The 12,988-nt window shown below is 49.2% G+C and carries 9 protein-coding genes and 1 tRNA gene; 4 read left to right on the forward strand and 6 right to left on the reverse strand.

From position 1 onward, the window contains the following. Positions 1-61 precede the first annotated feature (61 nt). On the reverse strand, positions 62-1,513 hold the full coding sequence (locus tag ABLV12_RS27105) for an EmmdR/YeeO family multidrug/toxin efflux MATE transporter (protein ID WP_224258714.1): 1,452 nt from the start codon (positions 1,511-1,513) through the stop codon (positions 62-64). Between the two features lie 194 nt (positions 1,514-1,707). Here ABLV12_RS27105 and ABLV12_RS27110 point away from each other — a divergent pair. Then, positions 1,708-1,783 (forward strand) — tRNA-Asn (locus tag ABLV12_RS27110). A gap of 909 nt (positions 1,784-2,692) precedes the next feature. Here the strand turns inward: ABLV12_RS27110 and ABLV12_RS27115 are convergent. The 5 genes from ABLV12_RS27115 to ABLV12_RS27135 form a co-directional block, all read right to left on the reverse strand. Next, on the reverse strand, positions 2,693-3,190 hold the full coding sequence (locus ABLV12_RS27115; RefSeq protein ID WP_004103545.1) for a MarR family transcriptional regulator: 498 nt from the start codon (positions 3,188-3,190) through the stop codon (positions 2,693-2,695). A 114-nt stretch (positions 3,191-3,304) separates the two neighbouring features. Beyond that, on the reverse strand, positions 3,305-3,697 hold the full coding sequence (locus ABLV12_RS27120) for a nuclear transport factor 2 family protein (RefSeq protein WP_004103546.1): 393 nt from the start codon (positions 3,695-3,697) through the stop codon (positions 3,305-3,307). Positions 3,698-3,733: 36 nt separating this feature from the next. Then, positions 3,734-8,104, reverse strand: a complete 4,371-nt coding sequence (locus tag ABLV12_RS27125) for an amino acid adenylation domain-containing protein (protein ID WP_348867489.1) — start codon at positions 8,102-8,104, stop codon at positions 3,734-3,736. A 65-nt stretch (positions 8,105-8,169) separates the two neighbouring features. Next, on the reverse strand, positions 8,170-8,400 hold the full coding sequence (locus ABLV12_RS27130) for an acyl carrier protein (RefSeq protein ID WP_160885905.1): 231 nt from the start codon (positions 8,398-8,400) through the stop codon (positions 8,170-8,172). Between the two features lie 2 nt (positions 8,401-8,402). Continuing rightward, positions 8,403-9,923: an amino acid adenylation domain-containing protein gene (locus tag ABLV12_RS27135; RefSeq protein ID WP_325905889.1), complete on the reverse strand. Its 1,521-nt coding sequence runs from the start codon at positions 9,921-9,923 to the stop codon at positions 8,403-8,405. 457 nt (positions 9,924-10,380) lie between these two features. Here ABLV12_RS27135 and ABLV12_RS27140 point away from each other — a divergent pair, with 457 nt between their 5' ends. From ABLV12_RS27140 to ABLV12_RS27150, 3 genes are read left to right on the forward strand one after another with little or no spacing between them, the layout of a single operon-like run. Beyond that, positions 10,381-11,550: a 3-deoxy-7-phosphoheptulonate synthase gene (locus tag ABLV12_RS27140; RefSeq protein WP_348867490.1), complete on the forward strand. Its 1,170-nt coding sequence runs from the start codon at positions 10,381-10,383 to the stop codon at positions 11,548-11,550. Beyond that, positions 11,540-12,325, forward strand: coding sequence for an SDR family NAD(P)-dependent oxidoreductase (locus tag ABLV12_RS27145; RefSeq protein ID WP_017145607.1), 786 nt, complete (start codon positions 11,540-11,542; stop codon positions 12,323-12,325). The genes ABLV12_RS27140 and ABLV12_RS27145 overlap by 11 nt, the downstream gene beginning before the upstream one ends. 18 nt (positions 12,326-12,343) lie before the next feature. After that, positions 12,344-12,976, forward strand: a complete 633-nt coding sequence (locus ABLV12_RS27150) for an isochorismatase family protein (protein ID WP_004103554.1) — start codon at positions 12,344-12,346, stop codon at positions 12,974-12,976. Positions 12,977-12,988: the final 12 nt, after the last annotated feature.

Here is a 12,988-nt window from a genome sequence, read left to right on the forward strand (position 1 = left end):
TCGTTTGCCGAAAAATCCTCCAGTTTGCGCAAAAAGTAGCGTTTATCCGCTTATCACTCGCCTATTCAGCCTGCGCCTGACTCTCATCTGCCTGCGCTTTGGTACGCGGATATTTCCACAGCCACCGCCCGCTGACCATTCGACAGTAAAACAAAACGCCGCGCACCGCCCAGTCAAGCACCATCCCCAACCAGACGCCAATCACCCCCATACCCAGCACAATCCCCAGCGTGTAGCCCGCCACGACGCGACAGCCCCACATGCCGAGCATGGATACCCACATGGTGTAGCGCACGTCACGTGCGCCTTTAAAAGCGCACGGCAACGTCCAGGCCATCGCCCAAATCGGCATAAAGAAGGCGTTGAGCCACAGCAGCTCTTTCACCACCACCTTGACATCCTCTTCGCTGGTATAGAACGAAGCGATCAGGCCGGCAAACGGCGCGGTTCCCCAGGCGATCAGCGTCAATACGATCGTCGATAGCCAGAAGACGTGCCACGCCTGACGTTCAGCCTGGCCGATCTGCCCTTTTCCGAGACGCCTGCCGGTAATAATTGTCGATGCGGAACCCAGGGCGTTCCCGGGCAGGTTAATCAGCGCAGCCACGGAGAAGGCGATAAAGTTGCCGGCAATCACGTTAGTCCCCATCCCGGCAACGAACATCTGAGTCAGCAGCTTGCCGCCGTTGAACAAAACCGATTCAATGCTGGCGGGAATACCAATGCCCATCACTTCCCAGATAATGGCGAAGTTGAACGGCTTAAAGTAGCTCTTCAGCGAAATGCGCAGCGCCGGGTTAAAGCCGATCATTAATACCCAGATAGTAGCCACCGCGCCAATATAGCGGGCGATGGTTAATCCCAGACCCGCGCCGACAAACCCCATGCCGGGCCACGAAAAAATGCCGTAAATCAGGATGCTGCTGATAATGATATTCAGAATATTCATCCCGCCGTTGATCAACAGCGGAATTTTAGTGGTTCCGGCTCCGCGCAGCGCACCGCTGCCGATCAGGGCGATTGCCGCTGCCGGATAGCTCAATACCGTTAGCTCAAGATAGGTCAGCGCCAGGCCTTTCACTTCTTCTGTCGCATCTCCGGCGACAAAATTAATAATTTCCGCGCCAAAAGCATGGATAACCGCCGCGAGAATAATCGAGAACAGGGTCATTATCGCCAGCGACTGTCGCGCTGCCGCCCTTGCCCGCCGCCGGTCACGCTTGCCCAGACTGAAGGCTACCACCACGGTCGTACCGAGATCGATGGCGGCAAAAAAAGACATGATCACCATGTTGAAGCTATCGGCCAGGCCAACGCCCGCCATCGCTTCTTTACCGAGCCAGCTGACCAAAAAAGTACTCAGCACGCCCATCAGCAACACGCAGGCGTTTTCCAGCAAAATCGGGACCGCAAGTGGACTGATTTCACGCCAGTAGAGGACGCGATAGGTCTTGCGTTTTTTAAACCAGGACGTGCGTTCGACGGACTGGCGTAATGCGGAGGTGACGTTCAAGGGAGACCTTAGTGAGAAAAGTTGAAACTACATTTCAAATGATGATAGAGAAAAGCTAATCCTGCAAAGCATTTTTCCCGATAGATTGTCGCTAATAACAACAATTTGTTGATGGATGCGCCAGTTGCGCGGCGGAAGGCGAATTGATGTTTGACAAAAGTTTTTTCGCCGCTAAGATACGACTCCACAACGATTCCTCTGTAGTTCAGTCGGTAGAACGGCGGACTGTTAATCCGTATGTCACTGGTTCGAGTCCAGTCAGAGGAGCCAAATTTCTGTTTTCAGCTATTCTTGCGAATCTTTTTCAGATATTGATTCAACAGGCTAGCATGGGAACACATCCCGGTGCATTTCTGGTTTTTTCTTCTCCGTGCCGGGAAATGCGGGCACTATGTTTGTTGCGCATAGCATGTCCCACTTCTCCCTTAACAACACGCCAATTGTCAGCCTGAAGCCTGCGAAGATTTTCACATAGCACGAACGTTATCTTCTGGTTAATCCTGACGGCAGATCTGCATCGAGTGGCCGTTCCGTGCTTGAGCACCTCAGATGCACCCGGTAGCGGGATCATTTCTCTGTACGCAAGAGCTGAATCGATCATTATCAGCAGGGGTAATCATTTACTCGGCTGTCTGTTTTGCGGAGGCAATGAAGGAAGAGAACAAAATGCACCAGTTGCATACCTGCTACTTTCACATTTATTCATCGATATATTAAAAGTAAAGAAATATCTGCTACAGGTATTCGCCAAAACTCCTGTCCTCACCAGACGTAGTGCGAGAATACGCTAAACGAGAGGATACGATTGAAGGCTATTATGTGAAAAATAAAAACTGCGGCCATGATCCGAGCAATGGCCTGCTCCCATTATCGCCAGTATGCCAGACAGCTTTGATTTTATATTGACAGAAAACTATCCGCTCAAGCCTGTTTCGGGCACATCAACGCACGTTGCAATGAGACAAGGTTTTAGCAAACAAAATATTAACGATACGACTCAGCATTTTTTTACCATCTGCGGTAAAAATCTTTTCCTAGTATCGGAGTATCGGGTCCACTTTCACCATCGTCGCATAGCAACGTTTTAGCACACTTTCGATGCCATATATTCGATTCCATATTCGGCAAAGAGAATACCACGCCAGCGCTCCGTTTAACGCTTCATCACCATAAACTTTATTAATTTTCACTGGTATCTTCGAGTTTACCTTTGATATTCTCGTGTAATATATTGGCAGCCCTTGTACAAAGCTCAGCGAAAATAGCAATCTCTCCCTGCGACATGCAGGATGCCACCTGCTCAGCCATTATGCGCCTGCTGGACTCTGCAGAATTCAGGAATTCAATACCCTTTTCCGTAATCCTCGTCAGCATTTCTCGCTTGTCGCTTTCTGCCGACTCCTGCTCAACAAAGTGCTTATCTTTCAACATCCGCAGGATCTTGGACATTTTACTACGCGCAAATCCGAGCTTTTCACCAATTGCGCTTGGAGTCATCGGCTGGAACTGACGTAAAATATACAACGTATCGTATTGCGGCCAGTTAATACCATCAGGATTAATCAGCGATCGACGTGCAACAAGTACGCATTGCAAATTCCCTAAGGCATCTTCAAATTGACGATTCAATGATATTTCGCGCTCGGAACCACTAGCCACTTTTTTATTCATTTCCATACATTCTCCTGATGCCGTATACAATAAGTTAAGCTTACCATTTTACCATAACCCTTCAAGGAAGGAAAAGTTATCCTAACCTTCGCCCCCATTGATAACATAAGAATCATCCTGTTAATCCTGAAAGATATATTCTCTGTTCAAAACATCCTCATAATCTATTAATTCAGTTATCTTGCCATCATTTATTTCAATCACATTAACATATAACAAAGAGAACTGTTTCCCATCTGGCAGAGTATTCCCATGTAGTTTATATTCAACAATGACGACATCGGGATTATTCGTATAGTGGAATCGTTCATCCTCTATAGAGGTAAAGCGTAAGGGCGCAACGCCAAAGCCATTAGCATAGTGTAAGCGAATATTTTCACGGCCAACAATCACCTCTCTATTGCGACGGAAAGGCAACGACAAACGTCCATTAACAGAGAAAAGGGATGCCAGCTTATCCGATGACTTCTCCATCACTGCCGAAATATATTTATCAAATAGTGCTGGAACCATTGTATTATCCTCTTGATGAAATTGATAAACGGTTTGCTAGACAATTTCTTTCTGCCGCTGGAAATAAACAATCATACGTTTGAAAGTCTCCTCCGACAGTTCAGGAAAGCGCAAGCCCAGTTGTGTAATACGCTTAGTCGTCTCTGGATTACCATAGGCGTTATCGCCAGTATCCAACAAATTCTCTTTAAAGAGATGAATGACCGGCCCCAGCGCAACCTCGCGCCCTTGGGTGACACACAGCTCAAGTTGTTGCAACCACTCGCCGTCAGAAGTCGTTTCCAACGGATAGCCCAGAGAACGAATCGCCCGATACACCGGGTCAAACCGGATGCTCTGAGGATGGAAAATATGGAAGTTCTCCTGTCGAGTAGCCTCTGAACGCGCTAAAGCAACTATCGCTTCAGCGACAAAGTCGACAGGCAGCAGGTCCGTTGACAGGGAAGACGGATTGGGCGCCAACCCCATCTGGATAAAGCTTTTTATCTGTCGCCACAAAAAATCATCGCTCTGGCAGGCCCCAGTTCGGCTGTCTCCGCCAATACGTCCGATGCGAAATACGTTAGCATCAAGTCCTTGTTCTCTGGCCTGTATAACATAGCGTTCAGCCACCCACTTACTTTGCGTATAACCAATCGACAGTGCTTCCGGATGCCCCGGCACACAATGTTCCACGATAGGCGATTCAGGATAGCGTGGAGAAAATACGGCGATAGTGGATAAATAGTGGAGCGTTTTTCGTCCGCCACAACCGCAGAAAGCTAAAATATTTAGCGTACCCTGCACATTTGACTGTTTAACAGAAGAATAAGAGAGCAAAAAATTAATCTGCGCGGCTGCATGGAATACCGTGTCCACTCGCTCAGCCAACCGACTATACGCGTCAGGGCTTAATCCTAAATCGCGCTGACCAATATCACCGAGGCAAACTTCAACCCGGGAAAAATCAATCTCATCGGCGATTCCGTAGCGCATCGCATTTTCACGTAAACGAGCCAATGCGTCCTTATCTGTCCTGGCTCTTACCAGGCAAATCACGGATTGGGTCCCGGCCAATAGCAGTGAACGCAGCAGGTAGATGCCTAAAAATCCTGTCGCCCCGGTGAGCAACGTCAGCCCAGGGGTTGAACACTCTCCCCCCTGCCAATGTATGCGTTCGTATCCATCCTGAACAAAGGAACGATCAACGGTATCGACGGGCCCCTTTTCACTGACAACATAGCCGTCGATGCACTCTGCCATAGCCAACAACGTCGGGTGATTAAATAACAAACGTAGAGGAATATCGCAATTGAATGCCTTACGGAGCAGAAAAACCAGCTGCGTGGCCAACAAGGAATGTCCGCCAATGGCGAAAAAATCATCGTGCAGTGCGATGTGACGACCCGGAAATAGCGTTTCCCATAGCGCCCTGACCTGCTCCTGCGTTTTCGTCAGAGACCGTTCTGGCATCTGCGCGGATGATTCAACAATAATATCCACCTTAAGCAACGCCTTACGATCGATTTTCCCGCTAGGGGTAGTAGGCAGCTTATCCAGAAAGACCAACTCTGTGGGAACCATATACTCCGGCAGAACCAGGCGAAGGCCGCGTTTGATCTTATCCTTTTGATTGCTTTTATCATCCATTAAGCCAGCAATAAAAGCGACGAGCTGCTTGCTTCCTGAAGTATCTGCCCTGCCAGCTACCGCTGAAACCTGCACGCCTTCCAGGGCATTGATGGCCGCTTCTACTTCAGACGGTTCGATCCTAAAACCGCGAATTTTTAACTGATTGTCTATCCTGCCAAGATAGCTGAACCGATCGTCATGCTCCAGCCTCACCAGATCACCGGTACGATATGCGTGGCAACTTTGTGTGGCAAAGCCCTCAGCAGAGATAAAACGTCGAGCGCTTTCTTCACTTTTATTGTGATAGCCGGGAGAGAGAAAATCGCTAACGATGAGCAGTTCACCGGCGACACCGGCGGGAACCAGCTGCAAATGCTCATCCACCACCAACAGAGTAAATCCGGGTAGAGGGTAACCAATGGACGCTGCATCTCCCCATTTATCGCTTTCCGGTGGCAGCACATACGCGGAACAGACGTGACTTTCTGAGGGACCATAGAGATTAATCAGGCGAACGGGTTGCCTGAAAAAATGTTTAATATCCGCGGTGAGTACGAGCTGTTCCCCGGTGGAGTAGACCTCTTTTAAACTCGGGAATTGCCTGTTGGCCAATACGCTCAAATGCGCGAACTGTTGCAAAGCAACATAGGGAAAATAGAGACGATTAATCCCCTGCTCCTGGATAACCTCTTGCAGAAGATCCAGATCTCTCCGTTCTTCTTCACTGGCAATATATAAGCACCCACCGCCAGCTAACGTGCCGAAGATCTCCTGAACCGAGACATCAAAAGAAAGTGACATAAAATGCAGAGTACAATCTCCTTGATCGCACTCAGAAACATCTCGTTGCCACTTAATCAGGTTATTGAGCGTTTTATTTAATAACCGTACTCCCTTGGGCTGCCCGGTTGAACCTGATGTATAAATGATATACAGCTCATCGTCGGGCATTCTTTTGATATAAGAGTATTCCCCAGGGTACTCCGGGGGAATATCATCGATTAACAACAGAGGTACGGAGCCAGACACTGGGAATTTTGCTACCAGCGATCGCGTTGTGGCGATGCAATCCACACTGGCGTCCTGCAACATGTAACCAATTCGCTCTTGCGGGTATTGCGGATCGATCGGAATGTAGGCCGCGCCGGTTTTTAACACGCCAAACAGAGTGGCAATCGCCTCGGCATTCCTTTCCAGTAATAATGCAACACGTTTGCCAGGTGCGATATTTAACTGCTGCTGTAGGTAAGCGGCAATCTGCCCTGAACGTTCCGCTAACCAACCATACGATCGTGTGCCATTAGCGGTAATTAACGCAGTATCCGCAGAGTGGCTTATAGCATGCTGATTGAAAGCCGCCAGGGCGTCAAATCGCCAGGCCTCCGCGCACGATTTAAGACTAGATCGAACAACCAGTTCACGACTTAACGGTGCATCCAACAGCCTCAGGGATGACAGTAATACCTCGCCGTCCTCGCCCATCGCGCTTAATAAATGGCGAAAGATTTTCAACCAGTAGTCAATGGTCTGCGGGTGATACAACGCCGTCTTATACTCCAGCGTCAGCTTCCACTGCGGTTGCGCTTCAAAGAACAGCGTCAGATCGTATTTTGCCATCTGGCTAAAATAGTCATCCAGCATGACTTTAAAAGGCAAGTCGTTGAAAATATCGCCCCGGGTATCGGGCATAACCAACAGCGTTCTGAATAGAGGACTGTCCTGCCCCGCGTTTTCACGCGACAGTGCGACAATTTCATTGAAAGGGAGCAGCTTATTGAAATGTGCGCCAATAAAAGATTGACGTACCTTTGCAGCCAGCGTGCTGACCGTGTCATCTTCATTGACCTGCACGCGAACCGGCAGAGTATTGATCATATATCCCGGCGTTTCGGCAAACTCGCTGCGATCCCGCAGAGTAAAAGGCACGCCAACGGTAATATCGTTCTGCCCGCTCAGACGGCTGAGGAAAAATTGCCAGCACATGGACATATACATAAATGGAGTCATTGACAACGATCTCGCGTGCCGCTGCAGTGAGTCCGCTTCCTGTTCGTTCAACGCCAGCATGGTATAGGCGGCTTTGGTATCTTCCCGAAGACGACGGGGAAAATCGACCGGGAGGTCCGACAAGGGTGGAGCTGGATGCAGTGCCTGTCGCCAATAAACCCGCATATCTTCGCACTCAGCCGCCGCAAGGGACGCGGCCTGCCAACGAGTAAATTCCTGATAGCTTCCCGTGCCGTTAAACGCTGGCAGAACGCGCATCTCGTCAAGCGCACAATAGATTCGCAGCAAATCATGCAAGACAATACGTACTGAGGAGGCATCAATAATGATGTGGTGGAAGCAGCATGCTAACCAGGTTGTACCTGAGTCTGAACTGAGCATATTAATGATACTCAGCGGCCCCTCAGCTAATGATAAACGGCTAGCCGCCAGTTGTGCCGTGACGGATTCAGGGGTTTCCGTCTGCTCTGGTTGTCGATGGGAAAAAGAGAGATAGCCATCAGCGCCGATACGCTGTTGTAATTTACCGTCAAGATAAACAAAACGCGTTCTGAATATTTCATGGCGCAAGGTCAGCTCAGCCACAGCGCGCTGCATAATATCAGCGTCCAGTGTCGCATTAACGGTCAGCAGCACCGGCACGTTATAGCATTGGGGCTGCTCCAGCGTATTATCCAGCCACCACATTGCCTGCTGCCCGGGCGTAGCTGGCAGATACGTTACCGCACTTTCTCCACACTCCTTGTTCAAACAGCCCTTTTTTGACTCGCCGCTATTGAATGATGGCATTTTATCCCCCTCTTAAAATTCCCTGTAAAATCCTTCCTGTTTGCTGGTAGTCCCAACCCCAGGTATTAGAGCTTTTGCCGTTGCCGAATGGTCTGAGCCAGCGCAGCAATAGTTCCGGCAGTGAAAATGTCCGCCGGCGAGACAGCCAAATTAAATGTCTTGCTTACCATTGACGCCAACTTTATGAAATGTAATGAGTTACCACCCTGGTCTAGTAAATTTTCGTGCGGGTTAATCGCCTCTGAATGAATAATCGCCTGCCAAATCGAGAGTAGCTGTTGCTCAACGTTGTCCATATTTACACCTGCTCCAGTAAAGAATTTTTTAACCGTAAACGATCTTTTTTACCGTTAGCGGTCATTGGCAGTACCGCCAGACGGCTAAATTTTTCAGGTATCATCCAGGCAGGAGCATGCATTGCGAGGTGATTCTTTAAATCCGCTACGGATAGCCCGTCATCCTGCGTGACATAACAAGCATGTAATCGCGGTTCATCCGGCGTCTCCTCTACCACAATCAGCACATCTTCTACAGCGTGATGTAAGCGCAACAGGTGCTCAATACCGGCGATATTGATGCGGAAGCCACGTATTTTACAAATATGGTTGCCTCGTCCGACCAGGACGATATTGCGCTCCTGGTCGTAAGTTGCCCGATCATCGGTACGATAGAAAAGCACGTCAGTGCCTTGATACGGTATGGTGATAAACCTTTCCGCCGTCAGTTGCGGATCGGAATACCCCAGAGCCACTCCAGCCCCTGCGATAAATAATTCCCCATATTCACCGCAGGTACAGGGTTGCAACCGTTCATTGAATACCACCATCTCAACCAGAGGGAGTGGAGTACCAACCGGCACAGGAGATTCACTGGATAATTGCTCCTCCGACTGAATATGATAGAGAGACGAGATCGCTGAATTTTCCGTGCAGCCTAATCCATTAAATATTTTGGCTTTACCGGCCTGCACCGCCACGCTAAATAAGCGAGGATTGACAAAGTCTCCCGACACCACCACACAATCAGGTATATGCAGTGTTTCGACCGAAACCTCGACAAATAGCCGGAACAGCCCGCCAGAGAGGAATAGCATCGTCACGTTATCCGATTCGATCTGCCGTGCCAGGGCCATTAAATCCGGCAAGCCAGGCGGCGCAATCGCGAGACATGCTCCGGTCAATAAAGCCATCCAGATTTCATTAGCTGAGGCAGCGAAAGAAATATCTGCAATTTGCAAATAGCAGTCCCGCTCGCTATTCCCCAACGCCGGTACCGGCAGACCCAGTCTGGCAATCCCGCGATGAGCAATCAGTACGCTTTTCGGTTTTCCTGTTGAACCAGAGGTCATCAATATGAGCGCCGGATCATCAGCGCTTAATACCGGGTAATTCCCGCTTCTTTGTTGCGTGCAGTTTTGTATCAGCGTCCTGCTCGACAAGACGTGCCATGCTCCGCCGGGCACGCTTGTTACATCATCGCTAATCAGGTATCTGGCTCCCGCCGCACTTAAAACCTCACCAATATAGCGTTCGGGACTATTCGAGTTCACGGGAACCATAACAGCGCCTATTTTCATGAGCGCCAGCATAAAAATATATAACTCCGGGCTACGTTCTATTTTTATTGCAACGATATCGCCTTTTATCAGGCAATTATTTTGCAACACTGCAGCCAGCGCTGAACATTGCTCAGCAAGTTCTCGATAGGTTATTTTTCTTTGATCGAAAATTAACGCAACCCTGTCCGGAAAACGTTGCGAAATCTCATCAAATATATCAGGGACAGCCTTTAACTGATAGACATATGCTGAATGCGTCATCACTCTCTCCTGGAGAATTAGGAACGTTCACACGCATAAAATCTTCTCTTGAAGAAGAAATTAAAGATCTAAAGAAATGCCGCCAGCTTATCGTGAGATGCATCTAAGCAAACACCGCAAAACAAGCAACATATAAGCAACACAAGCATAACTAAGCGTTGCTTTCAATAGTCTATCTTCGAACCTCATCCCCAGTCAATTTGATTTCCAAAAAAAAATCATATAGCAAAAAATAAAAAACAAGCAAAAATAATAACCATAAAAATCAATAACATATAAAAACATAAATCAAATATAAACTTTTTTGATTGACACAAGGCACTCATTGGCGTGCAATATTTGTGCAAACCGTATCGTCTTTCATGTCCAGTAAACAGACAAGGAATAGCACTTTCTCATCGCTTTTTTGTTAAAAAACAAACGAAAAACCTGTTAAATTTCGAGTGAGAGATTAGAAATGACATCATTTCCTGGCAATAAGTCCAACTGGCAACAGCCGTTCTGGAGCGATAAGGACATGCTTGCCCTGGTCAAAAGTGAATTAGACAATCTTCCAGAATTATTAAGTTTTGCAGAAATAAGTGAACTCAATAAAGCATTAGCCGCCGTTTATGCAGGAAAAACAATGATATTTCAGGCCGGCGACTGCGCTGAAAGAATTTGCGAATCTGGCGCGTTACATGTACGGAAAAAATTGATCTTCCTTGAGCAAATGTCCCGCGAATTCTCAACACTGACGGGGCTGCCGATATTGACGGTAGGTAGAATTGCCGGTCAATATGCTAAACCCCGCTCACAACAAAACGAAGTCGATGGCGACAGGGTACTTCCCGTGTGGCGCGGTGATTCAGTCAACCGGCCCGAAGCGACACCAGAAGCCAGGCGTAACGATCCGCAACGGATGCTGCTGAGCTATCGTGCTGCAGCGGAAACGCTGGCCGAAATTAAACGTTACGAACGGGAATATCCCCGCGATATTCATCACATTTGGACCAGCCATGAAGCGCTGTTGCTGGACTATGAAACCACTCAAATCCGCACTAATCCCTACGGAGAATCATACTTAGCCAGCACCCATTGGCCCTGGATAGGCATTCGTACTCTTGCGCCTGACAGCCCACATATCGCCATGCTGGCGAATATCGCCAACCCTGTTGCCTGCAAGATTGACGCCAGCGTAACGCCATCGTTCATCGCGTCACTTTGCCGACAGCTCAATCCTCAGCGTATTCCTGGGCGTCTGACTTTTATTTCGCGTTTTGGCCGTACACACATTCATCGGTTGGGCGCGTTGATTCAGGCCGCACAAGCAACCGAAACGCCGGTGTTATGGATGTGCGATCCAATGCATGGGAATACCGGGAAAACGCGGGCGGGCAATAAACGCCGTGAGCTTAGCGACATGATGGCTGAAATCTCCGGTTTCCTGAGGCAGGTGAAATCACATAACGCCTGCGCCGCTGGACTCCATCTGGAAGCAACGCCGAACCCGGTCATCGAATGCTTCAGTGAAAATAATCACCCTGAAGAACATGAACTTAAGCAAATTCTCTGCGACCCACGCCTGAACGTAGCGCAAACGCAGATGTTATTAACTCACTGGAAAGAGGGACAACATGACTTTTGATAAAGATTATATTGCCGTTATTACCGGCGCATGCGGTGGCATTGGCGAATCCGTTGCCCACGCGCTGGCGAAAGAAGGGCTGTCACTAGCGCTTCTTGATAATAACGCCACTCAGCTGGCAACCCTTGTAGCCACACTACAAGATAACCATCCGCAGCCCATTGCAGGCTTTACTGTGGACGTTGCCGACGACCGCTGCGTAGCAGAGGCCTTTACCGCAGTCGGTCATCAACTGGGCCCGGTAGGGTATCTGGTCAACGGCGCCGGCGTACTGTGCCACGCCAGCGTGGCCGAAACACAACCTCAGGATTGGGCGAAAACATTTGCCGTCAACGCGACTGGCGTATTTAACACCAGCCGCCATGCGGCCAATCTGATGATGGCTCAGCGTAAAGGCAGCATCGTAACTATCGCCTCAAATGCAGCGCGCGTGCCGCGGGCGACGATGGCCGCCTACTGCGCTTCAAAAGCCGCTGCCCAGGCATTTACCTATGCTCTGGGGCTGGAGGTCGCTCCGTATGGTATCCGTTGTAATGTTGTCGCTCCCGGCTCAACCGATACGCCGATGCTGCGCGGCATGTGGCATAGCGAAAGTGACAAGCAAAACACGCTCAACGGTAACCCACAACAATTTCGCATTGGTATTCCACTCAACAAAGTCGCTACGGCGGAAGAAATTGCTGCCGCGGTCTGCTTTTACCTATGCGAAGAATCAGGGCAAACCACGCTATCAACGTTATTGGTCGACGGTGGTGCCGCACTCGGCAGCTGCTAAGCGTACAAGGAGAATAACATGGAAAAGATACGGCCCTATCCATTGCCGACAGAACGTCAATTACCCAAATCAATTGCAGACTGGCGACCCAACAGTTCAAGAGCGGCGCTACTCATACATGATATGCAGCGTTATTTTCTCGATTTTTACACTGCTGACGCCTCGCCGATAGCGCAGGTCATCGACAACATCTACCGCTTGCTTAGCGTCGCCCGACGTCTGCATATTCCAGTATTTTATACTGCCCAACCCGGCGACATGACGCCACAACAGCGCGGCTTGCTGCACAGTCTATGGGGTTCAGGCATGAACGGCAGCCAGGAACATAAACAGATTGTTCCTCCGTTGACGCCTCTGGAAAATGAGTGGGTATTAACGAAGTGGCGTTACAGCGCCTTCTTTAACTCTCCTCTTCTGAGTACTTTGCACGAACTCAAATGCGATCAGCTGATCGTCTGCGGCGTTTACGCCCATATCGGTTGTTTGTGCACAGCGCAAGAGGCCTATTCCAATGATATCGAGACATTTTTTATTGCCGATGCGCTCGCCGATTTCTCCGAAGAAAAGCATCGTCTAGCGCTTGAGCTAGCTGCGGAAACCAGCTCAGTTGTGCTGTCAACCCGACAAGCTATCGATGCATTGGAACATTAAAGATCCTCACGG

Origin of the sequence: Klebsiella sp. CN_Kp100 (assembly GCF_040065315.1) — a bacterium.
Taxonomy (GTDB): Bacteria; Pseudomonadota; Gammaproteobacteria; order Enterobacterales; family Enterobacteriaceae; genus Klebsiella; species Klebsiella oxytoca.

Bases quoted from the DNA above. Each gene is read 5' to 3' on its own strand.
- ABLV12_RS27130 (WP_160885905.1), bottom strand. From the start codon at position 8,400: ATGGACAACGTTGAGCAACAGCTACTCTCGATTTGGCAGGCGATTATT.
- ABLV12_RS27150 (WP_004103554.1), top strand. From the start codon at position 12,344: ATGGAAAAGATACGGCCCTATCCATTGCCGACAGAACGTCAATTACCC.
- ABLV12_RS27145 (WP_017145607.1), top strand. From the start codon at position 11,540: ATGACTTTTGATAAAGATTATATTGCCGTTATTACCGGCGCATGCGGT.
- ABLV12_RS27140 (WP_348867490.1), top strand. From the start codon at position 10,381: ATGACATCATTTCCTGGCAATAAGTCCAACTGGCAACAGCCGTTCTGG.
- ABLV12_RS27120 (WP_004103546.1), bottom strand. From the start codon at position 3,697: ATGGTTCCAGCACTATTTGATAAATATATTTCGGCAGTGATGGAGAAG.
- ABLV12_RS27135 (WP_325905889.1), bottom strand. From the start codon at position 9,923: ATGACGCATTCAGCATATGTCTATCAGTTAAAGGCTGTCCCTGATATA.
- ABLV12_RS27115 (WP_004103545.1), bottom strand. From the start codon at position 3,190: ATGGAAATGAATAAAAAAGTGGCTAGTGGTTCCGAGCGCGAAATATCA.
- ABLV12_RS27125 (WP_348867489.1), bottom strand. From the start codon at position 8,104: ATGCCATCATTCAATAGCGGCGAGTCAAAAAAGGGCTGTTTGAACAAG.